At 37.8% G+C, this 25668-nt stretch carries 28 protein-coding genes; 14 read left to right on the top strand and 14 right to left on the bottom strand.

Going from position 1 to position 25668, the window contains the following annotated elements; translation table 11 throughout:
• Positions 1-16: 16 nt before the first annotated feature.
• Entirely contained in the window at positions 17-682 is a 666-nt protein-coding gene (locus H7U19_RS04575; RefSeq protein ID WP_186559386.1) for an alpha/beta hydrolase family protein, read from the bottom strand.
• A gap of 124 nt (positions 683-806) precedes the next feature.
• On the opposite strand from H7U19_RS04575, the gene H7U19_RS04570 reads away from it, so the two are divergent.
• Positions 807-1103 (top strand): N-acetyltransferase, encoded by a 297-nt coding sequence (locus H7U19_RS04570; RefSeq protein ID WP_186559385.1) that lies wholly within the window; start codon positions 807-809, stop codon positions 1101-1103.
• Positions 1104-1234: 131 nt separating this feature from the next.
• Here the strand turns inward: H7U19_RS04570 and mtaB are convergent, their stop codons facing one another.
• A complete protein-coding gene (gene mtaB / locus H7U19_RS04565; RefSeq protein WP_186559383.1) occupies positions 1235-2566 on the bottom strand; it encodes a tRNA (N(6)-L-threonylcarbamoyladenosine(37)-C(2))-methylthiotransferase MtaB in 1332 nt (443 codons plus the stop codon).
• A gap of 156 nt (positions 2567-2722) precedes the next feature.
• On the opposite strand from mtaB, the gene H7U19_RS04560 reads away from it, so the two are divergent.
• Positions 2723-4357, top strand: a complete 1635-nt coding sequence (locus H7U19_RS04560; RefSeq protein WP_186559376.1) for an ABC transporter substrate-binding protein — start codon at positions 2723-2725, stop codon at positions 4355-4357.
• Here H7U19_RS04560 and H7U19_RS04555 read toward each other — a convergent pair.
• From H7U19_RS04555 to H7U19_RS04540, 4 genes are all read right to left on the bottom strand, one after another.
• On the bottom strand, positions 4354-4683 hold the full coding sequence (locus tag H7U19_RS04555; protein WP_186559374.1) for a hypothetical protein: 330 nt from the start codon (positions 4681-4683) through the stop codon (positions 4354-4356). The genes H7U19_RS04560 and H7U19_RS04555 overlap by 4 nt on opposite strands.
• 8 nt (positions 4684-4691) lie before the next feature.
• Positions 4692-5603: a TolB family protein gene (locus H7U19_RS04550; protein WP_186559372.1), complete on the bottom strand. Its 912-nt coding sequence runs from the start codon at positions 5601-5603 to the stop codon at positions 4692-4694.
• 59 nt (positions 5604-5662) lie between these two features.
• Positions 5663-6838, bottom strand: coding sequence for a GlmU family protein (locus H7U19_RS04545; RefSeq protein ID WP_186559370.1), 1176 nt, complete (start codon positions 6836-6838; stop codon positions 5663-5665).
• A 150-nt stretch (positions 6839-6988) separates the two neighbouring features.
• On the bottom strand, positions 6989-7240 hold the full coding sequence (locus tag H7U19_RS04540; protein WP_186559368.1) for a type B 50S ribosomal protein L31: 252 nt from the start codon (positions 7238-7240) through the stop codon (positions 6989-6991).
• A gap of 157 nt (positions 7241-7397) precedes the next feature.
• Between H7U19_RS04540 and H7U19_RS04535 the strand changes: the two genes are divergently transcribed.
• The 7 genes from H7U19_RS04535 (at position 7398) to H7U19_RS04505 (ending at position 14369) form a co-directional block, all read left to right on the top strand.
• The gene (locus H7U19_RS04535; protein ID WP_186559360.1) at positions 7398-7913 is read left to right on the top strand and encodes a DUF4199 domain-containing protein; all 516 of its coding nucleotides are present in this window, start codon (positions 7398-7400) and stop codon (positions 7911-7913) included.
• Between the two features lie 3 nt (positions 7914-7916).
• On the top strand, positions 7917-8864 hold the full coding sequence (locus tag H7U19_RS04530; RefSeq protein ID WP_186559358.1) for a glycosyltransferase family 2 protein: 948 nt from the start codon (positions 7917-7919) through the stop codon (positions 8862-8864).
• A gap of 98 nt (positions 8865-8962) precedes the next feature.
• Complete coding sequence (locus H7U19_RS04525; RefSeq protein WP_186559356.1) at positions 8963-10693, top strand: phospho-sugar mutase; 1731 nt, start codon at positions 8963-8965, stop codon at positions 10691-10693.
• A complete protein-coding gene (locus H7U19_RS04520) occupies positions 10693-12516 on the top strand; it encodes an ABC transporter ATP-binding protein (RefSeq protein ID WP_186559354.1) in 1824 nt (607 codons plus the stop codon). The genes H7U19_RS04525 and H7U19_RS04520 overlap by 1 nt, the downstream gene beginning before the upstream one ends.
• 309 nt (positions 12517-12825) lie before the next feature.
• A complete protein-coding gene (locus H7U19_RS04515; protein ID WP_484496851.1) occupies positions 12826-13365 on the top strand; it encodes an RNA polymerase sigma factor in 540 nt (179 codons plus the stop codon).
• Between the two features lie 44 nt (positions 13366-13409).
• Positions 13410-13916 carry a hypothetical protein gene (locus tag H7U19_RS04510; protein WP_186559351.1) on the top strand — a complete coding sequence of 169 codons (507 nt, stop codon included), beginning with the start codon at positions 13410-13412 and terminating at the stop codon, positions 13914-13916.
• 12 nt (positions 13917-13928) lie between these two features.
• Positions 13929-14369: a sensor of ECF-type sigma factor gene (locus H7U19_RS04505; protein ID WP_186559349.1), complete on the top strand. Its 441-nt coding sequence runs from the start codon at positions 13929-13931 to the stop codon at positions 14367-14369.
• 26 nt (positions 14370-14395) lie between these two features.
• On the opposite strand, the gene H7U19_RS04500 is transcribed toward H7U19_RS04505, so the two are convergent.
• The 8 genes from H7U19_RS04500 to H7U19_RS04465 form a co-directional block, all read right to left on the bottom strand.
• A complete protein-coding gene (locus tag H7U19_RS04500) occupies positions 14396-16552 on the bottom strand; it encodes a prolyl oligopeptidase family serine peptidase (RefSeq protein WP_186559347.1) in 2157 nt (718 codons plus the stop codon).
• A 165-nt stretch (positions 16553-16717) separates the two neighbouring features.
• Entirely contained in the window at positions 16718-17263 is a 546-nt protein-coding gene (locus H7U19_RS04495; protein WP_246454590.1) for an SCO family protein, read from the bottom strand.
• 88 nt (positions 17264-17351) lie between these two features.
• The gene (locus tag H7U19_RS04490) at positions 17352-17921 is read right to left on the bottom strand and encodes a toxin-antitoxin system YwqK family antitoxin (protein WP_246454589.1); all 570 of its coding nucleotides are present in this window, start codon (positions 17919-17921) and stop codon (positions 17352-17354) included.
• Positions 17922-18716, bottom strand: a complete 795-nt coding sequence (locus H7U19_RS04485; protein ID WP_186559343.1) for a YHYH protein — start codon at positions 18714-18716, stop codon at positions 17922-17924.
• Between the two features lie 232 nt (positions 18717-18948).
• Positions 18949-20010 carry a YHYH protein gene (locus H7U19_RS04480; protein WP_246454588.1) on the bottom strand — a complete coding sequence of 354 codons (1062 nt, stop codon included), beginning with the start codon at positions 20008-20010 and terminating at the stop codon, positions 18949-18951.
• Positions 20011-20129: 119 nt separating this feature from the next.
• A complete protein-coding gene (locus H7U19_RS04475; RefSeq protein WP_186559341.1) occupies positions 20130-20669 on the bottom strand; it encodes a Spy/CpxP family protein refolding chaperone in 540 nt (179 codons plus the stop codon).
• A gap of 5 nt (positions 20670-20674) precedes the next feature.
• Positions 20675-20998, bottom strand: a complete 324-nt coding sequence (locus tag H7U19_RS04470; RefSeq protein ID WP_186559339.1) for a hypothetical protein — start codon at positions 20996-20998, stop codon at positions 20675-20677.
• A gap of 38 nt (positions 20999-21036) precedes the next feature.
• Positions 21037-21615, bottom strand: coding sequence for an RNA polymerase sigma factor (locus H7U19_RS04465; protein WP_186559337.1), 579 nt, complete (start codon positions 21613-21615; stop codon positions 21037-21039).
• A 579-nt stretch (positions 21616-22194) separates the two neighbouring features.
• Here H7U19_RS04465 and H7U19_RS04460 point away from each other — a divergent pair.
• The 5 genes from H7U19_RS04460 to H7U19_RS04440 all read left to right on the top strand — a co-directional run bounded on the left by H7U19_RS04460 (position 22195) and on the right by H7U19_RS04440 (position 25491).
• The gene (locus tag H7U19_RS04460) at positions 22195-23412 is read left to right on the top strand and encodes an RsmB/NOP family class I SAM-dependent RNA methyltransferase (protein WP_186559335.1); all 1218 of its coding nucleotides are present in this window, start codon (positions 22195-22197) and stop codon (positions 23410-23412) included.
• 10 nt (positions 23413-23422) lie between these two features.
• Positions 23423-23674: a hypothetical protein gene (locus H7U19_RS04455; protein ID WP_246454587.1), complete on the top strand. Its 252-nt coding sequence runs from the start codon at positions 23423-23425 to the stop codon at positions 23672-23674.
• On the top strand, positions 23674-23991 hold the full coding sequence (locus H7U19_RS04450; RefSeq protein ID WP_186559333.1) for a type II toxin-antitoxin system RelE/ParE family toxin: 318 nt from the start codon (positions 23674-23676) through the stop codon (positions 23989-23991). The genes H7U19_RS04455 and H7U19_RS04450 overlap by 1 nt, the downstream gene beginning before the upstream one ends.
• Positions 23992-24086: 95 nt before the next feature.
• The gene (locus tag H7U19_RS04445; protein WP_186559331.1) at positions 24087-24620 is read left to right on the top strand and encodes a dihydrofolate reductase family protein; all 534 of its coding nucleotides are present in this window, start codon (positions 24087-24089) and stop codon (positions 24618-24620) included.
• A 10-nt stretch (positions 24621-24630) separates the two neighbouring features.
• Positions 24631-25491 carry a fructosamine kinase family protein gene (locus H7U19_RS04440; RefSeq protein WP_186559329.1) on the top strand — a complete coding sequence of 287 codons (861 nt, stop codon included), beginning with the start codon at positions 24631-24633 and terminating at the stop codon, positions 25489-25491.
• Positions 25492-25668 lie beyond the last annotated feature (177 nt).

Here is a 25668-nt window from a genome sequence, read left to right as displayed (position 1 = left end):
AAAGGTATAATATTTTTTAGTCTTCTAAAATTAAACGGGGCAAATTCTCGTTGAACCATTTATATTTATAGATGATCATCGCGTGGGTGCCATTTTTGACAGTGATACAGTCCGAAATGTTCTTGATTGGAAAAATGGGGTCCTTATCTCCATGGATATGAATAATGTCCGAAATACAAACCTCTGGTTCCCATTCCATCATCTGCTCTAAAGCCCAATCGAGATAGGTTTTATCACTCACGGACAAATACATTTTATAAAGGTTAAGCCGTTTTTTTAATCTATCACCGTAAGCGTATTTGGCCAAAACATCTATCCGACTGGCCAAACCTGTTGGAAAGAGTTTATAAGCCTTAGAGGATTTTGCAAGGTGCATGCGCTTGGGCAATTCCGCAGGAGATTTTACGCTAGATACGATGATAAGTTTCCTAACCTTTAAATAGTGACACATTTCCTGAACCAAAACGCCACCAAAAGATACCCCCAATAAAACAATATTCTCGTGCTTTACATGCAGCGCCATACGTTGCGCATAATCGCTTAAAGACTCCTTCTTCACAGGAAGAAACCATTCCAAAAGATGTAACTCAAACTGGTTTTTGGGCAACCTGATATGCTCAAAAATCAATGGGCTGGCCGCCATCCCCGGCATCAAATACACATGTATTACCTCTTGACTCATAAGGAATTAACTCTTAAATTTCTTTAGGGTTCCGATTTTTTTTCGTAATTTTGCACGATAAATTTAGAGAAATTGTATCCATTTTTTCTCAATAATTCCTTTTTTAATTTAAATATAACACACTATGGTTGAAACTGCTGAACTGATAGACAATGATTTTTTACGCCAATTTGAAATTAAGATTGATGACCATTTAGCCAAAATTGAGTACTCCTTGCAGGAGCGAAAGATTTTTTTAACCAAAATGATAATCCCCGAAGAAATTGAAGACGAAGGCTTTAGAAAAGAGTTTCTTTCAGCCGTTTTTGAACAAATTGGAGATCGAAATTTAAGTGTGGTACCAACCAGCCCGGAAATTGCAAAATTCGTTAGAAGCAATAGAAAATATAAAAGAATGTTGCCTGTTGGCGTGAGGATATAAGACGGAAGACGGAAGACGGAAGATAAAATTATAAAATCCGGAGTTAATTGAAACTCCGGATTTTTTTGCGAAAAACTTTATTAAGTCTAATTTAGTTTGAAGGAGATACTGAAACGAGACTTCTACTGCGCTCAGTCTAACAGTTCAGGATGACCGAGGAACTCAAATCGCACCAATCCATCTTCATCAATTTTGGTAAGTTCCACCTCATGTAGTGTATTAATCAATTCAGGATTCCAAGGCGCTTTTACTTTCACGTAGTTTTCGGTAAACCCATGAATATAGCCTTCCTTGTTTTCACTTTCAAATAAAACGGTTCTAATGGATCCAATCTGGCTTTCGTAAAAGGCGCGACGTTTCTTCACAGATAATCCGCGTAACATTTTACTGCGTTTACTTCTAACATTTTGAGGCACCACGCCATCCATTTCATTAGCTTCCGTATTATCCCTTTCGGAATATGTGAATACATGCAGGTAAGAAATATCGAGTTCGCTTAGGAAATTATAAGTTTCTAAAAAATGCTCGTCCGTTTCACCCGGAAATCCAACAATCACATCCACGCCTATACAGGAATGTGGCATGACCTCCTTAATTTTTGAAACCCTATCTACATATAGTTCTTTCATATAACGACGCTTCATTTTCTTAAGAATATCGTTACTCCCAGACTGCAATGGCACATGGAAATGGGGTACAAAAGCCCTAGATTTCGATACCAAATCAATAGTTTCATTTTTCAGCAGATTCGGTTCTATGGACGAAATCCTTAAACGCTCAATACCCTCAACCTTATCCAGTTGCGTCACCAAATCCAAAAAAGTATGCTCGTGTTTTTTATTCCCGAATTCGCCTTTTCCGTAGTCACCAATATTAACACCAGTCAATACGATTTCCTTGATGTTCTGTTTTGAAATCTCCCGTGCATTTTTTAAAACATTGTCCATCGTATCACTTCGGGAAATTCCACGCGCCAAAGGAATTGTACAATAGGTACATTTATAATCGCAACCGTCCTGAACTTTCAAAAATGCCCGTGTCCTATCCCCTAAGGAATAGGAGCCCACGTAAAAATCAGCGTCTTCAATTTCACAGGAATGCACCTCGCCAAAATCGTTTTTGGAAAGGTCGTTCAAGTAATCTGTTATTTTGAACTTTTCGGTTGCCCCCAATACCAAATCCACACCATCCACAGCGGCCAATTCTTGAGGTTTTAATTGGGCATAACAGCCCACCGCGGTAATAAACGCATCTGAGTTAGCCTTTTGGGCCTGCTTTACGATAGTCTTAAATCGCTTGTCAGCATTTTCAGTTACCGAACAAGTGTTAATCACATAAATATCGGCCTTCTCAGAAAAATCCACCCTATCAAAACCTTCGTTAGTAAAACTTCTCGCTATAGTAGAGGTTTCCGAAAAATTCAGTTTGCAACCTAAGGTGTAAAATGCGACTTTCTTGTTCATTGCCTATAATGTCATTCTGTCAAGATAGTTATCGGGATTGTTTCAGAATCTTTCTAAACTTATTTTTATTTTTGTCTTTTGTATTAAAGTGACTCTTCGACTGCGCTCAGAGTGACAACCCAATAAAAGATTGCAAATTTACAACTAATCGCTTAAATGATAAAACGCCTAAAGCCACTATTAACTTATTATTTTTCAATTAGTTGTACGGCACTTTTATTTACGGGCTGTGGCAAGAGCATCAATGCGAATAAAGACCAGCTCGTTTTTCGTTATAACGAATATGCCAATATCAACACTTTGGATCCCGCTTTTTCGAGAACATTGCAGGACAATTCCGTATGCAATCAACTGTTTAACAGCTTGGTGCAGTTTGATGACAACCTCAATATTTTGCCTTCAATTGCAAAGGACTGGACCATTTCGGAAGATGGATTGACCTACCAGTTTTCATTACGTAACGATGTCTATTTCCATAAACATGAATTGTTTGGAATGGATTCAACCAGAACAGTGGTTGCTGATGATTTCACCTACAGTTTTAACCGTTTAAGAGATGAAAAATTGGCGCCTCCTGGCAGTTGGGTTTTAAACAAAGTTGATGATTTTAAAGCCATTAACGATACTCTTTTTGAAATTAAATTAACACAGCCTTTCCCAGCATTTATCGGATTATTGACCATGAAATATTGTTCTGTGGTGCCCAAGGAAATTGTAGAGCATTATGGCACGGAATTCCGCTCGCATCCTATCGGAACAGGCCCATTTAAATTCAAACGGTGGGAAGAAAATATTAAACTCGTTTTTAGAAGGAATGAAAATTATTTTGAAAGAGACAGTTTGGGAAATCAGCTCCCCTATTTAGAAGCGGTTTCATTAACATTTTTACCCGATAAACAAAGTGAATTTTTACAGTTTGCCCAAGGCAACATTGACTTTTTAAGAAGTCTGGATGCTTCCTATAAGGACGAATTATTAACTGCAGATGGCCAACTACGAGACAAATACGCTAAAACCATCAATATGATTCGTGGACCGTATTTGAATACGGAATACTTGGGTTTTTATTTGGATTCTGAAACCCCAGAAATACAATCGGTTTTGTTGAGGAAAGCCATAAATTACGGATTTGACCGAAAGAAAATGATGGTGTACTTACGAAATGGCATCGGTAATCCCGCCAATGGAGGCTTTATCCCAATTGGGCTTCCAGGGTATAATCAATCTATCGGCTTTACCTATCAGCCAAAAAAAGCCAAACAATTGGTGAAACAATTTATAAAAGAAACGGGAATTCAAAATCCAGAAATCACTTTGGTGACCACCAGTAATTATTTGAGTTTTTGTGAATTTATCCAACGCGAGCTGGAAAAAACAGGTCTAAAAATCAATGTAGATGTGATGCCTGAAGCCACTTTGCGTTCCGCGCGCTCCAATGGAAAAGTGGATATGTTCCGTAGCTCGTGGGTGGCAGATTATTTGGATGCTGAAAATTATCTCTCCATCTTTTATAGCAAGAATTTTGCGCCCGGTGGCTCCAATTATTTTCATTTTAATGACCAACTATTTGACAGTCTTTACAATACCGCTTTTTCTGTAACAGACATTGAAAAACGAAAACTGCTATATACCCAAATGGACTCCTTGGCCATGGAAAACGCTATTATGGTCCCCCTATTTTATGACGAAGTGGTGCGCTTTACGCAAAAGGACGTTAAAGGTTTGGGAATTAATCCTATTGATTTGCTGGATTTGAGGTATGTTAAAAAGAAAAAGAAGTTAGAAAATTAAATTTGAGGACTTCTTCCAATTTCGTCAATTTCATCCTTTGGCACCACCACTGATTTTTTCCATCTGCGGTTTAAATAGAAATAAACTAGTACGGTTAAGGATACCCCAAAGATAAAAGCGATAATCAATAGGTTTATCTTGCTCTCAAAGTTTATTCCTAAATCGAACAAATCATCAGCAAGCGCAACTACAACACCACCAATAGCTGAACCAACATAATACACAGCAATCCCCAGAATGCCATACCCCCACCGATGTTTGTAATATTCTTGAGCCAGCTCATAATAATACTTACCAATAAAATAGAGAAGAATGATGCTTAACATAAAGGCTATTATTTCATGTGAAAATAATAAATATCATCATCACCTTTTCCTTTAAGGCGTTTTGATACCACATAGCCCGTATTATCCCCAAACATCACCAGAGATAAATCATCCTTTTTACTGTTGATTGGCTCGGGCATTTTTTCTGCTTTAGAATAAGTACCATCCGCATTCAATTGGCTTTTATAAATATCATAGCCCCCAAATCCACTGGATCTATTCGATGCAAAAAACAGTGTTTTGTCCGGGCCAATAGTTGGAAACATTTCCCGGCTATAGGAATTAACCTTGCTTCCCAAATTCTGCAACTCCCCAAATTTATTATGACTTAAAATTGGTGCCATAAAAATATCCGAGCCTCCTTTGGTAGTTTGCTTTCCCCCTCTTTGGTTCGAAGTGAAATACAGGGTTTTGCCATCGGTACTTAATGCGGGATGCGCGTAGGAATAACGGGGCTTGCAAAACGGCAATACTTTAAAATTGGTATAGCCCACCCCCGGTTTAAACTCCCCTACTTCGATATGGTAATTGTCTTTTTTAAAATCACCTTTGGGTCTATTTTTATTTGTGTAAGTAGTGGTAATATAAATCAATCTACCATCCGCGCCTAAAACGGCGCTAGTTACCTGTCCCAATTCGGCGTTGGGATCAATTTTAATTTCTTCAATACCTACGATACCCCCATCCTCGTCAGGAGTCCCTTTGTAAATACCCAAAATACCTTCGCCGTCAAAATTGATACGCACCCTACCTTTTTTGTTCAATTGATAGGAAATAAAAATGACTTCATTATTGCCAACAGGCATAATTCCAAAGTGGGGAAACTCATTATTGATGTCCACATTTTTTACCTGATAGGCGAACTCTTGAGAAAAACCGAGAGACACCAGCGAAAGAAAAAGAAGTAATGTTTTGAACATGCTGAGGGATTTGCATTACAAATATACAAATGTTTCAGCACTAGTGTGTTATCGGAAGGTTACTGCCGACGATATTTTTGGGTTTCTTCAAAAACATGCTCCAAAATTGCTTTATCTTCATCAGAAAACGCCATATCTCTTCTTCCCATGACCACTTTGGCCACCTCAAAGGCCTTTTTAGTGAGATAGGTAGTAAAACCGCCGCTACCACCCCAACTAAAACTGGGAACAAAATTTCGGGGAAATCCACTGCCAAAAATATTAGCACTAACCCCAACTACCGTTCCCGTGTTGAACATTGTGTTGATACCGCACTTGCTGTGATCACCCATCATTAAACCACAAAATTGCAAACCAGTTCTTGCAAAACCTTCGGTTTGGTAATCCCAAAGACGTACTTCGGCATAATTATTTTTTAGATTAGAATTATTGGTATCCGCCCCAAGGTTGCACCATTCGCCTAGGACAGAATTTCCCAAAAAGCCATCGTGCCCCTTGTTTGAAAATCCAAAAATCACGGAATTATTGACTTCTCCCCCAACCTTACTGTGCGGGCCGATTGTTGTTGGTCCGTAAATTTTGGCCGACATTTTTACAGTGGCGTGGTCGCACAAGGCAAAAGGCCCACGAATCATGCTACCTTCCATAATTTCTGAATCACGTCCTATGTAAATTGGACCATTAGTAGCATTCAATGAACATAATGGCAATTTTGCACCAGGTTCGATAAAAATATTTTCAGAATGAAAGGCCACTGTAGTTTCAGGAATGGGTTGCGACTTTCTATCTTTGCTTATCAAATTAAAATCCTCTTGGATAGCCTCTCCATTCTTCGAAAAAATATCCCAAGTATGTTCAATTTTAATACAATCCCCGTTAAATTCAATGGCCTCAAAGGATTCAAAATCAATGTTTTCCTCGCCCTCTTTCGCATGGAAGGCCAAAACGTCTTCGTCTTTAAAAATGGCTTGGTTTTCTTTTAAATCTTTAACCATTTCTACCAATTCCAAATTTGGTAAATAAGATGCATTTATCATTATATTTTCCTCCATTTCCACCATTGGGAACTTTTCCGAGAGGTAATCTTCGGTAACCGTGGTTGTGGTGGTATCCAAATAGGTTTCCCACTTTTCACGAATCGTCAAAATCCCAACACGAATATCGGCCACGGGCCTAGTATAGGTAAAAGGAAGCAAGTTGTTTCTTGATGGGCCGTCGAAAAGAATGTAGTTCATAATGAGTTAAAAGTTTAGAGTTTAAAGTTTAAAGTTTAAAGTTGTCTCTCAAACTTAAAACCAAATGATGCTTCACGAAATTCTAAGTGATAAAAATAAAAAAGCCTTTCTTTAGTAGAAAGGCTTTTGTTAAATATATTTTGCGCAAGCTTACTTTTTAAACTTGGCGTACTTGTTTTTGAATTTATCGATACGTCCGGCAGTATCCACCAATTTGGATTTACCAGTATAATACGGATGCGATGTTCTGGAAATTTCCATTTTCACCAATGGGTATTCCACACCGTCAACCTCAATCGTTTCATTTGTATTAGCTGTAGATTTTGTTAAAAACACATCATCATTGGACATATCTTTAAATGCTACAAGTCTATAATTTTCTGGATGTATCCCTTTTTTCATCGCCTTACGCTTTAAATCTTAATTTTTTAGAGGTGCAAATTTAAGTATTTTTTATAAACCTACAATCTTTTTTTATGTTTTTTAATCCCATCGAATGTGTAACGTTTTACTATCTTTGTTTACTAACTATCCATATAACCAATAACAACAAAAATTTATGGAAGCTAAAGAATTATCCCCAGGTAAATTCGCAGTAAACTATGGCCTTATTTTGGGGCTTATTATGGTAATTATTTCAGTAGGTATGTACACTTCGGGCATGATGCTGGAGGGCAAACAATGGCCTATTTATATTTACTACCTTATATTTCCGCTATTTATTATTTACACCATCAGCCAATATAGAAAAAGCAATGGGCAAATACTTTCGCTTTCTGATGCCTTAAAAGTTGGTGTAGCCACAGGAGTTATCAGCGGACTGATTTACGCGGTGTACAGCATTATTTTCAACTATGTTATCGACCCTGAGTTTATGGGCAAGATGATGGAGGTTGCTAGGGAAAAACTCTACGAAAACCCTAAGATGACTGAAGAAATGATAGATAAATCAATGGAGTACGTTGAAAAGTTTTCTAACCCCCTTCTGGGCTCAGCAATTTGGATAGGTATGAGCACCTTATTCGGACTTATTTATGCTTTGGTTGGCGGTTTGATACTCAAAAAAGAAGCTTAGTTAATGAACATATCCGTAGTTATACCACTACTTAACGAAGAAGAATCTTTAAACGAATTACATGATTGGATTGTGCAAGTGATGCAGTCCAATCATTTTTCTTATGAAATCATTTTTATTGATGATGGAAGTACGGACAATTCTTGGAAAATCATTGCTTCGCTTTCTGAAAGTAACGATAATGTAAAAGGTATAAGATTTCTTCGGAATTTTGGAAAATCCCAAGCCCTTCACGCTGGTTTTGAAAAGGCCAATGGCGATGTGGTCATAACGATGGATGCTGATTTACAGGATAACCCTGAAGAAATCCCTGAACTATACGACCTGGTGAAAAAAGAGGGGTACCACCTAATTTCTGGCTGGAAAAAGAAACGATACGACTCTGTTATTGCTAAAAACCTCCCCTCAAAACTGTTCAATTGGGCGGCACGGAAAACGTCAGGTGTCAAATTACATGACTTTAATTGTGGGCTTAAAGCCTATCGGAATGATGTTGTGAAAAACATCGACGTTAATGGCGAAATGCATCGCTATATTCCTGTTTTGGCAAAAAGTGCAGGGTTTGGTAAAATCGGTGAAAAAGTAGTAAAACACCAGGCCAGGAAATATGGTGAGACCAAATTTGGTATGGATCGATTTATTAATGGTTTTTTAGACCTTATCACTATATGGTTTCTATCCCGTTTTGGAAAAAGGCCAATGCACCTTTTCGGTGCTCTTGGAGTAATTATGTTTGCTATTGGTTTTGGATTTGCCACTTATCTTGGCATCGATAAATTATTCATCAACCCAATGGGAAGACTTATTACCCAACGTCCACAATTCTATATTGCGCTTTCTACTATGATTATTGGCACCCAGTTTTTTGTCGCGGGTTTTTTAGGCGAAATTATTTTGCGAAGTAAAACCGACAAAAAACGTTATCTTGTAAAAGATGAAATAAATTTCTGAAATTTATTTTTTCACTTCGGTTTCCTTTGAAAGAGTAATTTTACCCTAGCTATATTGAACCAAATGTTTAATTTTGTACACTATCCAACTATTAAATTATGATACACATTGAACCAAAAATTTTAGACCGAATCAACACCTGGTTGACCCCAACTTTTGACAACGAAACCCAAGAGACTATCAAGCATAGCATCGCAAACAATCCAAAGGATATTCAAGAGAGTTTCTACAAGGATCTGGAATTTGGAACCGGAGGCATGCGAGGTATCATGGGCGTTGGCACCAATCGTATCAACAAATATACCCTTGGAAAAAGCACCCAAGGCCTAAGCGATTATTTGCGCAAACAGTTTCCCGGAGAAACCCCAAAAGCTGTTATTGCTTATGATTGTAGGCATAATAGTAAGACATTGGCCAAGGTAGTAGCAGATGTGTTTTCCGCCAACGGTATTGAGGTATATCTATTTGAGGACCTACGCCCAACGCCGGAATTATCATTTGCCGTTAGGCATCTAAATTGCCATTGCGGTATTGTGTTAACAGCATCACATAATCCACCGGAATATAACGGTTATAAAGTGTATTGGGGAGATGGAGGTCAAGTGGTTCCGCCACACGACGGTGCAATTATTGAAACCATCAACAATCTCGATTATTCCGATATAAAATTTAAGGCCAATGAAAGCCTTATCCATAATATATCGACAGACGTGGACAATGTTTTTATTGACGCCTCCGTTGAAAATGGATCGGTAGGTGCAACACAGGCCGCCAAAGACAACCTGACCGTTGTATTCACCTCGTTGCACGGAACCTCCATCACGGCAGTGCCAGAAACCTTAAAGCGAGCAGGCTATAAAAACGTCCATATTGTAAAGGAGCAGGAGCAACCGGACGGAGGGTTTCCAACAGTAAAATCTCCAAACCCAGAGGAACCTGCCGCCCTAAAAATGGCACTCGAACTTGCCGAAAAGGAAGGAGCGGATATTGTAATAGGCACAGATCCAGACTGTGACAGATTGGGGGTTGCGGTTCGAAATTCCGAAGGGAATATGCAATTGCTTAACGGCAACCAAACGATGGTAATGATGACCGATTTTCTATTAAAAAAATGGAAGGCCGAAGGCAAAATAGAAGGCAAAGAATTTATAGCTACAACTATTGTATCAACGCCCATGCTACACAAATTGGCAAATGCTTATGGAGTTGCCAACAAAGTGGTTTTGACCGGTTTCAAATGGATTGCAAAATTGATTAAGGACAACCCTGGGTTGAATTTTATTGGAGGTGGAGAAGAAAGCTTCGGGTATATGGTGGGCGATTTTGTGCGCGACAAAGATGCCGTAACTTCTACTTTATTAGCATGTGAAATTGCCGCGATAGCAAAATCCAACGGGAGTTCTTTTTATGATGAATTGATAAAACTCTATGTGGAACATGGCTGTTTTAAAGAAAAACTGGTATCACTGACTAAAAAAGGAATCGAAGGTGCTGAAGAAATCAAACAAATGATGACCGATGCGCGCCAAAATCCTGTGAAAGAAGTGAATGGCGTAAAAGTTGCGAGAATTGAGGATTATGAATCCTCCACATCCAAAAATTTGCTTACTGGCGAAGAGATGTCCATTGGTATCCCAAAATCCAATGTAATTATGTATTATTTGGAGGATGGCAGTCAGGTAGCCCTTAGGCCGAGCGGCACGGAACCGAAAATTAAGTTTTATGTAAGCGTAAATACCTCGCTAAGTTCAGTAGATGGTTTCAAATCAACAGAAGCCCAGCTTGATGCTAAAGCTGAAACCATTCTGAAAGGAATGAACCTAATTTAATGGAGTACTTTAAGCAAATACTTCGATTTGCAAGGCCTTATAAAAGCTATGCAATTCTGAATATTATAAGCAACATTTTCTATGCATTATTTGGTACGCTGGCAATGGTCTCTTTGTTTCCAATGCTTAATGTTTTATTTGACAAAACAAAACAGCTAAACACCAAACCTACTTGGAACGGGATCGCTAACGTAAAGGAGTATTTGGAAAGTTCCCTCAATTTCTTCGTGACCCAAAAGGTTAACCAAGGGCATGATGATGTATTAATCTTTATGGTAGTTTTGGTAATAAGCATGTTTTTACTAAAAAACTTGTTTAGCTACCTTGCCATGTATTTTATAACCTTCTTAAGAAATGGAGTCTTAATGGATGTTAGAAATGCGCTTTACGAAAAAATAACGCATTTGCCACTAGCATTTTTTTCAGAAAAACGAAAAGGAGATACAATTGCACGAATAACTACTGATGTTCAGGAAATACAAGGATCTTTCCTTTCCATATTAGAACTTATAGTTAGAGAGCCACTTATGATTCTGTTTACTATTATTACAATGTTTTTAATAAGCACGAAACTCACACTATTTGTCTTTATTTTTATCCCGGTTTCAGGTTTTATTATTTCTAGAATAGGGAAAAGCTTAAAAAAACATTCTGATAAGGTACAAAAGGAACAGGGACAATTCTTATCCATAATTGAAGAAACATTAGGAGGGCTAAAAGTCATTAAAGGATTTAATGCGCAAACTATATTTGGAGACAAGTTTCGCAATTCCACTTCTAAGTTCAATAAGTTTTCAAACCAGTTACTAAACCGTCAAAACTTGGCGTCTCCAACAAGTGAGTTCCTGGGTATTTTGGTAATTGCCATCTTATTGTGGTACGGTGGCAGAATGGTTTTGAATGAAAAAAGTCTAGAAGCAGGACTTTTTATAGTCTATATGGGGCTTGCTTATAATATTTTAACACCTGCAAAAGCGATAAGTAAAGCGAGTTATAGCGTAAAAAAAGGAAACGCAGCAGCGGAACGCGTATTAGAAATATTAAATACGAAGTCTCCATTAGAAGACAAGCCTAATGCAAAAACAAAATCTGATTTTACCGATTCAATCGCTTTAAACAATGTATCCTTTAAATATGAAGAAGATCTGGTACTTAAAAATTTCTCAATATCTGTTCCAAAAGGCAAAAGCGTAGCACTGGTAGGGCAATCCGGTAGCGGCAAAAGTACCATTGCCAATCTGGTGACCCGCTTTTACGATGTTAGCAAGGGCAGTATTACCATTGACGGTGAAGATATAAGGGATATTACCAAACATTCACTGCGCAGTTTAATGGGATTGGTTACCCAAGATTCCATTCTTTTTAATGATACGGTAAGGAACAATATTCTTATAGGAAAAGAGGATGCCTCTGAAGAAGAAATTATTGAAGCTTTAAAAATTGCCAATGCTTGGGAATTCGTAAAAGACTTGCCCAATGGCATTGACACCAACATCGGGGACTCCGGAAACAAACTTTCAGGTGGGCAAAAACAACGATTAAGTATTGCACGCGCCGTATTAAAAAATCCTCCAATTATGATTCTCGACGAAGCCACATCGGCATTGGATACAGAAAGTGAACGCCTTGTGCAGTTGGCCTTAGAAAATATGATGAAAAATAGAACTTCCATCGTCATTGCCCATCGACTATCCACCATTCAAAATGTTGATGAAATTGTGGTTTTAAGCAAAGGAGAAATCGTGGAACAGGGCAAGCACAAAGACCTTCTATCCAAAAAAGGAATTTATCAAAAACTCGTTGAAATGCAGAGTTTCGATTAGTACTTTTCAGAAATTAAAAAAGTTTATAAAAAGTAAAAAAGGATAGAGATTTGGGGGTTCTATCCTTTTCCGTTCATTGTTAGACTTGGGGACGACTAACAATAGTAAGTAGGTTTCTGAAGCAAACTTATAATAAATCTTCTTACGAACCAAGAAAAAAATGTATTTTATCGAATTTATTTACACTTTATCGATATTATGTAATATAACTATTTGATTATCAATCATTTAAAAAATACCTGAAATAACAAATAATTGAATTTAAACTTTCTTTATATTTAGTAGTCAAATAATTAAAGATTATTTGTGATTGACGACACAGAATTAGTAGCACAATTGCAGTCAGACAGGCAAAAAGAACAAGCCTTTAGGGAACTGATGGGACTCTACAAGGAGCGCCTGTATTGGCACATTCGAAATATCGTAAAATCACATGACGATGCTGACGATGTCCTTCAGAATACATTCATAAAAGTTTATAAAAACATTAATAACTTTAAAGGCGATAGTAAATTATTTTCGTGGATGTATCGTATTGCCACCAATGAGTCTATCACTTTTATCAATAAAAACGCCAAACGGCTCAATGTGACGAGTGAAGAAGTACAACAATTGGCCATAAAAACCCTGGCTTCTGATGTTTATTTTGAAGGCGATGCCATCCAACTTAAACTTCAAAAAGCGATTGCAACTTTGCCTGAGAAACAGCAATTGGTATTCAATATGAAATATTTTGAGGATTTGAAGTATAAGGAAATGTCTGATGTTTTAGAAACCAGCGAAGGTGCATTAAAGGCTTCCTACCACATTGCGGTTAAAAAAATTGAAGCCTATTTAACTGACGATTAAACCTTTTAAATTAAAGTGAGTCAAACAGTTAAGACTGAAAAATAATGAAAGACAAAAAATTACATAACATCAAATCAACGGGATTTAAAGTGCCAAAGGATTATTTTGAATCATTTGAAGCCTCGATGTTAGATAAAATCCAAAATGAAAGGCATTTAAACGACATAAGTTCTGCTGGTTTTAAGACGCCTCACAATTATTTTGACACATTGGAATCCAAGGTTTTTGAAAAACTTTCAGAAGAAAAAGACACCAAGGTTGTTAAATTTAACTTTAGGCAAACGATGATTTATATCTCGGGTGTAGCAGCCGCTGTTTTGATTATTTTGAATATTCCTATTTTTGAAAGTAATCCATCTTTTGATAATTTAGAAACAGAAACTGTTGAAAATTATATCATTGATGAAAATATTAGCTCCTACGAGATTGCCTCATTAATGTCTGATGAGGAATTAAATGAAAATGATTTTATAAATTATAATTTAGATAAAGAAAACATAGAAGAATACCTATTAAACAACGCAGACATAGAATCGTTGATGATAGAATAATAAATATGAAAGATGAAAAAGTTACTGTTTATAGCTGTGCTTCTAATATGCCTATCGGCTACGGCACAAAAAGGCAAATGGGAAAGAATAAAGGCGCTTAAAGTGGCCTTTATTACCGAAAAGTTGGATTTAAGCGAAAAAGAGTCCCAAGAGTTTTGGCCAGTGTATAATGCATTTGAGGAAAAGACCAATACTATCCGCCATAAGGAAATGAAGAGCCTGCGAAAAGAAATTCGTGAAAATACGGACACCATGTCGGACAATGAAGCCCTAGTTTTAATAGAGCGTTTCCGAAAAGCGGAAAACGAAATGCACAGATTACGAATTGAATTTTCAGAAAAATTATCAAAAATTATTCCTCCTAAAAAAATCATTAAACTGAGATTGGCAGAGGAAGATTTCAGGCAACAAATGTTTGAAGAATATAAAAAGCGTAGAAAAGAGAGAGGCTAATACTTCCCTCTTTTTTTATATTAAGATTAATTTTTAGGCTGAAAATCCGGATGTCCCGCTTGCCAATAGAAAAAGGCAAAAATACCGGCAAATTCGTCAATAGTATCACTCAGTTTTGTACGCCCACCATGACCACCTTTAAAATTAGTTAGAAATAGGACGGGTTTATCCGAAGCAGTAGCAGCCTGCAACTTAGCCGCAAATTTTGCGGGCTCCCACGCTGTAACCCTCGGATCATTAATTCCTGAAGTTATTAGCATAGCTGGGTAGTTTACACCTTTCTGGATGCTATGATAAGCATCCATTTCTAGTAGCCACTTGAACTCCTCCGGATTCTTTGAAGTACCAAATTCAGGGGTATTCACTGGGCCATTGGGTGACTCCTCGGATCTCACTGCATTCATAGAACCCACTAAGGGAGCGGCGGCAGAAAATAAGTCTGGACGTTCTGTTATTGCTCTTCCAACGAGAATACCCCCTGCACTGCCTCCAAAAATTGATAGTTTCCCAGGTGAGGTGTATCCTTCTCTAATCATATATTCCGCCGTTGCAATAGCATCTTTCCAAGTATTGGGTTTGGTTTCCTTTTTTCCAGCGTTATGCCAGGCCTCACCTAGTTCGCCTCCGCCTCTCACGTGGGACACTACTAAAACACCATCAAAAAGCGTGTAGGCCAAAATAACCGTGCTAAAAGTGGGAGCCATCGAATCCCCATAAGAACCATATCCATATAGTGTTACAGGGTTTTTCCCATTTAATTCTAAGTCTTTGTTGTGAATAATGGACACAGGTACCATTATCCCATCATGGGACTCGACCATGACCTCTTTGGCAACCAAATCATCTAATTCTGGATATTCCACTACTGAAGAAAGCTGTCGTAGCGTAAAGGAATCCTCTTTAGGATTATATAAATACCGTTTATCAGGTGATGTCCACCCCGAAATGGTAATCCAAATCTCAGAAGACTCAATATTTTTGCTTCGCAAGCTAGCTTCGCCCGCAGTAAACGGCAAGTCAAGTTTTCTGGGTGAGGCTGCATCATTCGCCAAAAAATACACGCTCGCCTCAACACCGTTTTTCATTGTAATGTAGTATAGTCCATCTTTGGTCAACTCAAACCCTTTAATAGTCTCTTCATCATATTCCTCTATAAAGGTCTTGGCATTAGCTACCGAAGGCCTGCCAATTGAAGTCCTTAAAATTTTATATTTCGGGGCTTCCTTAGAAGACAAATAATATACGTGCTCCTTACTGGCTTTAACATCAACCACATTATCTTCGCGCGTAGTTAAGGTCTTCCATTTTTCACTATTATCGGTTAATGGTAACTTATAAAATAAGTCCATATTGTTATCGACTGTACTCAAAAATAAAACATCTAAATCCGCCTCTTCAGAATAGAAAACATAGGGGATCTCCAAATCCTTAATTCTAAGATCAGGGTATAATTCTTTAGAAAAAACAACAGAATCTGATTTTTGATCGGTTCCAACCTCATGTTTGTAAACCTTAGTAAAAATTTGCCTGTTCATGTCTGTTACATCTGCGGAATTATATTTATTGTAATAAAACGCATTTCCAGATTTAAGCCATGATATACCAGTTGGCAAATACAATACTTCGGGATACTTTTCGCCATTTGCTTTGAAAATAATAATTTCAGGGTTTTCAGAACCATCTGGAGAAACCCCCACCGCTATTTTATCACCTTGAAAGTTTGGCGAAATTGATGAAATAGTATATGTCTTTTCTGAATCACTATTGTAGGTTTCAGGGTCAAAAAACAATACTTCTTCCCCGCTAAAGCCCTGCCTTTTATACATTTTAGCAATATCCTCTCCCGGTTTTCTTTTTAAATAGTAATACGTATCATCTTTAGTGATGGATAGCGCATAAATGGATTCTGAACTTCTATTTATTAATTCCATAATAGCATCAAATAACTTCTGCTTTCCTGGGATGTTGTTTAAAACTGATTTGGCATAATCCGCATTGTCCTTCATCCACTTTATGACCTCTTCGTTGCTCAAATCTTCCATATATCTATAAGGGTCCTCCAATTCAACCCCATGATAATTGTCTACGACCATTTTAACAGGGGCGAGACCGGGTTTAGAAATTTCCTGGGCCGTAAGAGTGCAAAACGTTGTGAACAGGAATAATATAAGTACGTTTTTCATGATAGTTTCAATGGATTATATGATGCCTTATTAACATTTAAAATTGAGAGATTTAAGGTACAAAAAAGAATCTAATGCTCTTGGGTTTTATTTGCATCATCTTTTTTTAAACAAAAAGCTCCGCAAAATAATTACGGAGCCTTTCCAAAAAAACTGTCAACCAAATCATACCTCCCTTTTCAAAATTTCTAAATGTCGTTTTAAACGTTCTACATCAATGGGCAAGGTGCCGTTATACACGCCTCGGATATAACCTTGTTTATCTACAAGAATAAAATTTTCAGTATGAATAAAATTGTTTTCGTCTTGGGTTTTTGTAAAATCTTCGTCCGCGAAATAGCCTGTTCTGGCAATATTGTACAGCTGATCCTTATCCCCAGTGACCAAGTGCCATTTATCTACGTTTACCTGATGCTTTTCAGCATATTCCTTTAACAAAGGAATGGAATCTCGCCAGGGCATTACCGTATGGGACAGCAACATAATATCCTTTTCATCTTTATAAGCATCTTGAATATCTGCCATGTTTTTGGTGAGCTTTGGGCAAATACCTGGGCAACTGGTAAAAAAGAAATCCGCGATATAAATTTTGCCCTCATACGTTTGATTAGTCACCTTTACCCCATTCTGATTTACAAATGAAAACTCTGGTATTTTATGTTTTGGTGTATCCCATTGAGGTGTGAAATCTGCAGAGTTGAAATAGGGCAATTTTGTAATTTCGACCGAAACTGCTTCTTTTGATTGATTTTTGCATGAAAAAAAGCAGGATATCAAAAATAATAACAACAGATATATTCTATTTAATTTCATCTTTATTCACCGTTACGGTATAACATTTTTTTAAACCTATCAATCCAAATCGTTCCCCATTTAAAACTTCGTAGTTCGCTTTAATACTGCCATCAGGTTTCCAAAGTCTTTGTGAGCCCACTTCTTTTCCGTTTTCATAATTAAAGGCTCTCAGAGGCTGTCCTGACTGGTACCATTCCTTCATTGGACCATGATGCTCACCTTTGTCATTAAAATGGTATTCAAATTTTAGATGACCATTTTCCCACCAAGATTTGTGAATTCCTGTTTTAAAACCTTTAGTATAAAAACGTTCCAACAATTTATCTCCATTCTCATACCATCTTGTTTCGGCACCATTTTTTTTTCCGTCTGCGTATTCAATTTCAGACCTTATACCTCCCGAACCATATTTTAATATCACCGCACCATTAAATGGGGAATGGTCGTGAAACAATATGCCATTGTTTAAGCTCAAATTTTTGTCGGAAACATCAATGGTGATCTTATTTGATGGTGAGTGACATCCACAAATCATCCAAAACACGAAAACGCTATTTAAGATACTGTGCTTCAATTATCTGGAGATATTCCCTGGTGTTCCAAAATACCCATTCCCATTCAAATAAGGATCCTCACTGGTAATATGATAGTGATAAATCCCATTAGGGAAATCACTGTTTTCATGCATATGCCCATGATAGTCATCCAAATCTGAATTTGTAATGATCGAACCATCTTCCATAGGACCATACACCGGAAAACCGTCTGCCAAAAGCCCTAAGAAAGCATCATCTCCAAACTCCTGAGTGAGGTAAGTTGGCTCTATATGATAATGATAATTATCTTGTCCGGCTGGGTGTCCCAAGTATTGATCAAAAGAATTAATCTCATTAGTAAGAGGCGAACCTCCCGCGGCATATTGATTAAAAAATACCACACCATTTCTTGCAATCCCAATGGGTCCCATTTCTGTAGACTGTTTATTTGTGGCCTCTGAAGGGTTTAGGGTTATGGTAAAAACAATGTTTTGTTCTGCTATTTGATTTGGGTTTTGGCGCCAGTTAGGGTTAGTACCGTTATAAGCTTCGTGAAGTGGATTGTTAACCGGCCAATATGGGCTGGTATGATTTGGTAAATCCGCAGTGGTAAAGGTTACCGTATTTCCATTTACGGCATAAGACAACCCTGTCCCTTCAAACATCGAAAGGATACCACTAATGTCATACATGGTATCATCGACCATTTCCTCCTCTTGTTCCTCTTCTTGCGGAGTTGTAGTATCGTCGGTATTGCTACATGCCAAGTGAATGACGGATAATAAAAGACAAAGGGTGAATACCCATAATTTTGTTGATAAAAAGGTTTTCATAGTATTTTTTTAATTTGAGTTTATTTTTACGCTTATTTTTCCTGTTTCCAGAGCATTGCTATTCTTTTTATGAATACACATTCCAATCATCACAATATTTAGAATCAGTATCGCAATTGTTATAACAACAAGTATATTCAGCAATTTATTTCGTTTAGAGTTCATTGATTTGGGTTTGGCTTTTGAATTTAGATGTCGGCTTTTTAAAAAACTTGCGCCATCACCAAAAAAATTATCCTCTTCGTCTTAGATTCCGATTGGGACGCGGTATGTTATCCAATTCAGATTTGACTAAAACGCCATCGTTATTTTTATCTAAGTTATCGAAATGAGCAGCCAATGGGCCTCTAGCTTCTGTCTTCGAAATTTGTCCATCTCCATTCGCGTCCATCCTTGAAAACAACTCTTCTCTATTAGGCCTTGTTCGTTGTTCATTATGTAACACTTCACCCATCAAACATCTACTGACATAGGGGAATTCAATGGTAACCAAATAGATGTATTTGCCGTCAATTTCAATCCCGTTGCATTGATCTAAATCGCCCGAACCTTCAACAAATTCAAAATCTGAAGTGTAAGTACCATCATGGTGTCCTCCAACATCCACGTTTCTAGTATTGCGCCTCATATCATAGGTGCAGTCTTCACCTTCCCGGGTACCATCAATTAGCTTATAGCTGGATTTATATTGCCTGCTTTTTGAATAATACATTGGAAAACCGTCGTGGGCGAAACCCACATGTACTAAATCTTCACCTGTATAAAACTTTTCAACAACAGATGTTGGTGCCCCGTGATAATGATAAGCTCCAGAAGGCTGTACATGCGCATTGTTAAAATCCAACCCCAAATTCACGAAATCCTGAAAAGCTTCGATGCGGTAGTTTTCACCTGTATCACATTCAACCACTTCAGCGGTGCCAGGCTCAAACTTCACCCCATTTAAAGCCACTCCCGGTTCTCTTACCCAAACTGGGTTTCCTGTATATTTTGGTTCTATAGGAAACGTATATGTCCGCCTTTGAGCTGAAATGGTATTGGGATTTCCGGGGCCGGGAAATTGTCCCGTTTTGTGATTTGGTAAGGCGTTGGTAACCATTTTTCTATTACTTCCTTTTATGGTCACAGTCGTTTTGGTGCCATGTTCTTCATCGTTCAATTCATAGGACCCAAAGTAATCTGTATGGCTATGAAAATCTTGTCCATTGTGACTGTGCGTTGTATTTTGAGCCATTCCCAAACTCAAACCTAAAAGTATGATTACGGCACCAACTGTTATTTTAGAATTTCCCATAATATCCATTTTTGTTGTAAGAGTTTAGATGCAATATTCTTTTTAAACTTGTGGACGGCCTTGTTAAAAAAGACACAAATAAAAAAAGACGTCCAAAAACTGAACGTCTATTTTAAATCCTATTGATGCCTCGGAGGCGGTGGCCTGTTTCCATCCCGATGCTCAGGCCGTGGCGGTCTGTCGCCATCAGGTCTTCTATCACGAGGAGGCCCCTGCCTCATAGCGCCTTTATGTAAGGCATCCTTAATAATTTTACTAAACTTGGCCTTCTGATCTTCATTACACAATTCTTGAATCTGACTAAAATGATCATAGGTTTGCAGGTCTTTTTTCGACTCTAAATCCCCAATCAAAGAAGCAACCGAATCCCTATTTATGCTTATCGTTTCATCAGACAAACCACTAAAAAACACATCTTTTAACTCCCTGATCTCATCCGAAATACCTCGCATTTTTCGCCTATGCTTTTGCGTCAAATCCCGAAGCGCCTCCTTTTGGGACTCATCAAAACCAAGTTCGTTCATCAGGAAACTTCCCGGTGGCCTTCGCTCCTTCTGCTCTTTTACATTTTCACCGCTTCCCAAATAATTGTAGAGAAAAAAACCATTCACTACTATTAGGAAAAGTAACAAAATATATAAGGGTAAATTTTTCTTCATCCCAATTAATTATTTAAAATTGAATTCCCTTCATCACTGGTCAATAACCCATAAGACTCCGCAAACTCCGCCAAATTCTCATCGTAGTCCGACGTACTCTCTAGCCTTGTAAGCGCAATCACATTTAAAATAACCAAACAGAATAAGGTTACCAATTGCAATTTAGGTGTAAACCAAGCCCATACCGTTGGTGCGTCCTCCTCTTTTTCGGCAAACAAAACGTTCATAGTTTTATCCTTAAAAAAAGGCGATACATTCACTTCGGAAATATTGTCCAAAACATTTAAAGTCTCGTCAATTTGTTGTTGTAGGTTGCTATGTGTATCCATATCAAATATTTAGATGCCCAAAGTTTTAAAAACTTGCGCTAGTTTTCATTTTTATAAAAATTCTCTAAAAGTTTCTGTAAATTCTTCTTCGCCCGAAACATCAGCGACTCCACCGAAGACACACTTTTCTCAGTAATATCACTAATCTCCTGATAGCTTTTCCCGTCCACTTTGTGCAGAGTAAACACTACTTTTTGGGCTTCGGGCAACTGATTAATCGCATAAAACAACGTCTCGCTCTTCTCCTTATTTTCCAAAATAATCCCTGGATGGTTCATTTCGGTAAAATAGCTGGTTTTATCCACCGGAATCTCATTCCCCAAAATCGATTGCATAAATCCAAATCGCTTTTTCGTATTCCGTTTCCTAATAAATTCCAGACATTTATTGGTGGTAATGCGGTAAATCCAAGTCGACAATTTCGAGTTCCCCTTAAACTTCCCAATGCTGTTAAACACCTCCACAAACACCTCCTGAGCAATATCCTCCGCATCCTCTTTGTTGGGCACAAACGACAAACAAGTCCCAAACACCTTCTGCTGAAAATCATCCAACAACTTCCCATAAGCATTGGCGTTATGGTTTTTAAGTCCCGCTATAAAATCGTTTTCCTTCAAATACAAAAATTAAACCCATATTCCCGTCCCGATAGCTATCGGGACGAGAATGACAATTTCAATTGAAACATCAAAGCTACGCTTTGATGAAAGCTTTTCAGTTTAGATGCCTAAAAAAATTGAAACTTGCGCTGTTTCAAAATATTTTTTTGGGCGTTACCCACTCCCGATAACTATCGGGAGGGTCGGGCTTTCCGTTCCAAGTCCTCGCGCCCTTTTAATGGGGCGCTGTGGGCTTTCCTCTACAATCCCTAACGCGGGCCAACCCGCCAAAGCCGGTGAAAACTCCAATCAAAGTACGGCCCGCAAACCAACAGCAAAATAAGAATAAACCAAACCACAGCAAAAAAGTCAACACCCAAATCAATTCGAAGAATTGAACACCATGGTAAATAGTTTTGGTTCGTTTTCTGTCAGTTCGAGCGCAGTCGAGAACAAAGCAAAATGAACATTGAAAAACAGTCAAAAATAATGAGATGTCTCCTTCCGTCGACATGACAGTCAGCGTCACTTTTAAACAGATAAACAAATCCACAATTCAACAATTTAAGCGTATCTTTGCCCCCTCAATAAAACAAAATGCGATTACACCGAAACCTCTGCTTCGCCGTAATAGACGGATTAACCCAAATCTTCAACGAGGACCAATACGCCGACAAAGTAATTCAACAATTGCTGAAGCGCGACAAACGTTGGGGTGCTCGCGATAGAGGTTTTGTTGCTGAAACTACTTACGACATCGTGCGCTGGAAACGCCTGTATGCAGAAATAGCAGAAGTAAAAACACCTTTTGATCGTGACAATCTGTGGCGTATGTTTGCTGTTTGGGCAACTCTAAAAGGTATAAAATTACCCGATTGGAAATACTTTGAAGGTACACCAACACGAAAAATAAAAGGGCGTTTTGATGAACTCTCAAAAGATAGAAAATACAGGGAGTCCATCCCCGATTGGATAGATAAAGTTGGTTTGGAAGAATTAGGGGAAGCCAAATGGACCAAGGAAATAGCCATGCAAAACGAACAGGCCGATGTGATTTTAAGAGTGAATACTTTAAAAACCACTAAAGACAAACTACAAAATATCCTAGCAGATCAAAACAATATCCAAACCGAGTTCATCAAGGGCTATCCATCCGCTTTAAAACTCACCGAACGCGCCAATGTATTCGTTACGGATGCCTTTAAAAACGGACTCTTTGAAGTGCAAGATGCGTCCTCACAATTGGTAGCCGAATTTTTAGATGTAGCCCCTGGAATGAAAGTAGTCGATGCCTGTGCAGGTGCGGGCGGTAAAACATTGCACATCGCCTCATTGATGCAAAATAAAGGGCAAATTGTGGCGATGGACATCTACGAAAGTAAACTGAAAAAGTTGAAAATAAGAGCACGGCGTAACGGGGTTCACAATGTGGACTTAAAAGTCATCGATTCTACAAAACCCATTAAAAAACTGTATAATAAAGCCGACCGGCTTTTGATTGATGCCCCATGTTCCGGCTTAGGGGTATTGCGCCGAAACCCCGATGCCAAATGGAAATTAGAACCTGAGTTTTTAGATAGAATTAGAGGTGTACAGCAAGATGTTTTGCAACAATATTCTAAAATGGTAAAACCGGGAGGCAAAATGGTTTATGCGACTTGCTCCGTGTTACCATCCGAAAATCAAAAGCAAGTAGAAACATTTTTAAAATCAGAAGCTGGTGCAAATTTTGAGTTTGTAAAGGACAAAAAAATTCTAGCCCACGAATCTGGGTTTGATGGGTTTTATATGGCATTGTTGGAGCGGAAAGCTTAATTTTATATCTTTGGATAAAGCCCAAAACATGGATCTGCAAACCCGAAAACTAGAGTTTATTAAAGAGTTTCTCAAAATTCAAAGTGAGGAGGTTATAGAACGCCTTGAAAAGTTATTGAAAAAAGAGAGTAAATCAAATTACGCCGAAAATGACGCTTCAATGACGTCTGAGGAATTGAATAACCGTGTTGCAGAATCTGAGTCAGATTTTGAAAATGGTCATTACAAAAAAAGTGCTGACCTTCTTTCAAAATACAAGTAATGACGTATCAAATAATTTGGTCTCGATTTGCCGAAACCCAATTAGACGCAATTTTCGAGTACTACCAAAAAGAAGCAGGTCTCAATATTGCAAAAAAATTGCTGCAAGCAATTATTGAAGAACCCAATAAACTAATTGATTCGCCATACATTGGTCAAGAAGAACCACTTCTTAAAGAAAGAAGAATTCAATATCGATACTTAGTTTACAAAAATTACAAAATGATTTATTCAGTTGACGAATCTGATAAATTCATTAAGATTGTAGACGTTTTTGATACGAGGCAAAATCCACCGAAAATTAAAAGAGGTACATAGTATTTGAAAAACAAGCGACGTTTGTCATTCCTTACTGTCAGACGGAGTGCAGTCGAAGTCTTGTTTCAGAACCTCATCTTGCCTATCTTACATCAATGAAAAATATCGTATTTCTAGGCAAAAGCATCGACAACTACATCGCTGGTAAAAATGGTGAATTGGATTGGTTGGATATGATTCCAAATCCCGACCAGTTAGATATGGGTTATAACGATTTAATGAATGAGGTGGATGCCATCGTGATGGGTAAAACATCTTTTGAAACCGTTTTAGGCTTTGATATTGATTGGCCATATCAAAAACATGTATTTGTTTTAAGTCGCTCGTTAAAAGAGATTCCTGAACAACTTCGAGGTAAAGTAACTTTATTGTATGGTGATGAAAAAGATATTCTAAAAACTATTCATCAAAAAGGATATCTCAATCTTTATATTGACGGTGGTAAAGTGGTTCAAAACTTTCTAAAACAAGATTTAATAGATGAATTGAGATTAACTACAATTCCTATTGTTTTAGGTGACGGTATTCGACTGTTTGATGTTTTACCAAAGCGTTTAGAATTTGAACATGTTAAAACAGAGGTGTTTTATAATCAGATTGTGCAAAGTTGTTATAAACGAAAAAGATAAGTGATAAAAAATGCTCAGCAGTCTAAAACTCCGTTTATCAGATTTACTAAAGGAATACATAACACACGTTAATTCAGTTAGCGGTGGCGACATCTCCCAAGCTTATAAAATTTCAACCTCAAACTTCGATTATTTTTTAAAGGTGAACAATGCCCCTGAGGCGTTAACCATGTTTCAAACAGAAGCCTATGGCTTACAAGCTATTGCTAAAACCAACACCGTAAAAACACCAAAAGTTATAGCTTATGACACGTTTGAAAGTTCTGCGTTTTTGTTGATGGAGTTTATAGAATCGAAATCACCTTCATCCAAGGGTTTTAAAACCCTTGGAAAACAGTTGGCCAACTTGCACCAATGCACTTCTGAATATTTTGGTTTGAAACAAGATAACTTTATTGGGCGTCTGCCCCAAAGTAATACCAAACACCAAAATTGGACAGACTTTTATACCTATGAGCGTCTCATCCCACAACTAGAAATGGCAAAACAAAAAGGCTTGCTCCAAGACTCCGAATACCCTGATACCAAACTCATCAAAAACCGATTGCAACCACTTTTTGAAAACATTAAACCCTCTTTATTGCATGGTGATTTATGGAGTGGCAACTACTTAATTTCAAAATCTGGCGAACCTTATTTGATTGATCCTGCCGTGTATTACGGCCATGGCGAAGTGGATATTGCCATGAGTAAATTGTTTGGTGGGTTTGGTGAAGCGTTTTATGAGGCTTATTTTTCAATGTTGCCATCTGATGAACATACTTCAGCCCGAATTGAGATTTATCAATTATATTATTTACTAGTGCACTTAAATATGTTTGGTCGGTCTTATTATAGCTCGGTGACATCAATTATCCAAAAGTACTTTTAGATTTCTGTCATTCCGCACTAGATGCGGAATCCATAAAGACAAAAAGTAGATTGCAGTCTTTGCAGGAATGACAAAGCTTTGTGATTAATTACTGGCGTTCGCAAAGATGTGCGTTAGGGATTGAACGGCATGTTTGAAATCCCCGATCCCGATAGCTATCGGGAGAGGGATTGAGTA

This window comes from Hyunsoonleella aquatilis (assembly GCF_014270105.1).
Taxonomy (GTDB): domain Bacteria; phylum Bacteroidota; class Bacteroidia; order Flavobacteriales; family Flavobacteriaceae; genus Jejuia; species Jejuia aquatilis.
This window is presented reverse-complemented; position numbering and strand designations above follow the sequence as displayed.

Coding starts and splice junctions, on each gene's coding strand:
- H7U19_RS04575 (WP_186559386.1), bottom strand. CDS start 682: ATGAGTCAAGAGGTAATACATGTGTATTTGATGCCGGGGATGGCGGCC.
- H7U19_RS04570 (WP_186559385.1), top strand. CDS start 807: ATGGTTGAAACTGCTGAACTGATAGACAATGATTTTTTACGCCAATTT.
- mtaB (WP_186559383.1), bottom strand. CDS start 2,566: ATGAACAAGAAAGTCGCATTTTACACCTTAGGTTGCAAACTGAATTTT.
- H7U19_RS04560 (WP_186559376.1), top strand. CDS start 2,723: ATGATAAAACGCCTAAAGCCACTATTAACTTATTATTTTTCAATTAGT.
- H7U19_RS04555 (WP_186559374.1), bottom strand. CDS start 4,683: ATGTTAAGCATCATTCTTCTCTATTTTATTGGTAAGTATTATTATGAG.
- H7U19_RS04550 (WP_186559372.1), bottom strand. CDS start 5,603: ATGTTCAAAACATTACTTCTTTTTCTTTCGCTGGTGTCTCTCGGTTTT.
- H7U19_RS04545 (WP_186559370.1), bottom strand. CDS start 6,838: ATGAACTACATTCTTTTCGACGGCCCATCAAGAAACAACTTGCTTCCT.
- H7U19_RS04540 (WP_186559368.1), bottom strand. CDS start 7,240: ATGAAAAAAGGGATACATCCAGAAAATTATAGACTTGTAGCATTTAAA.
- H7U19_RS04535 (WP_186559360.1), top strand. CDS start 7,398: ATGGAAGCTAAAGAATTATCCCCAGGTAAATTCGCAGTAAACTATGGC.
- H7U19_RS04530 (WP_186559358.1), top strand. CDS start 7,917: ATGAACATATCCGTAGTTATACCACTACTTAACGAAGAAGAATCTTTA.
- H7U19_RS04525 (WP_186559356.1), top strand. CDS start 8,963: ATGATACACATTGAACCAAAAATTTTAGACCGAATCAACACCTGGTTG.
- H7U19_RS04520 (WP_186559354.1), top strand. CDS start 10,693: ATGGAGTACTTTAAGCAAATACTTCGATTTGCAAGGCCTTATAAAAGC.
- H7U19_RS04510 (WP_186559351.1), top strand. CDS start 13,410: ATGAAAGACAAAAAATTACATAACATCAAATCAACGGGATTTAAAGTG.
- H7U19_RS04505 (WP_186559349.1), top strand. CDS start 13,929: ATGAAAAAGTTACTGTTTATAGCTGTGCTTCTAATATGCCTATCGGCT.
- H7U19_RS04500 (WP_186559347.1), bottom strand. CDS start 16,552: ATGAAAAACGTACTTATATTATTCCTGTTCACAACGTTTTGCACTCTT.
- H7U19_RS04485 (WP_186559343.1), bottom strand. CDS start 18,716: ATGAAAACCTTTTTATCAACAAAATTATGGGTATTCACCCTTTGTCTT.
- H7U19_RS04480 (WP_246454588.1), bottom strand. CDS start 20,010: ATGGGAAATTCTAAAATAACAGTTGGTGCCGTAATCATACTTTTAGGT.
- H7U19_RS04475 (WP_186559341.1), bottom strand. CDS start 20,669: ATGAAGAAAAATTTACCCTTATATATTTTGTTACTTTTCCTAATAGTA.
- H7U19_RS04470 (WP_186559339.1), bottom strand. CDS start 20,998: ATGGATACACATAGCAACCTACAACAACAAATTGACGAGACTTTAAAT.
- H7U19_RS04460 (WP_186559335.1), top strand. CDS start 22,195: ATGCGATTACACCGAAACCTCTGCTTCGCCGTAATAGACGGATTAACC.
- H7U19_RS04450 (WP_186559333.1), top strand. CDS start 23,674: ATGACGTATCAAATAATTTGGTCTCGATTTGCCGAAACCCAATTAGAC.
- H7U19_RS04445 (WP_186559331.1), top strand. CDS start 24,087: ATGAAAAATATCGTATTTCTAGGCAAAAGCATCGACAACTACATCGCT.
- H7U19_RS04440 (WP_186559329.1), top strand. CDS start 24,631: ATGCTCAGCAGTCTAAAACTCCGTTTATCAGATTTACTAAAGGAATAC.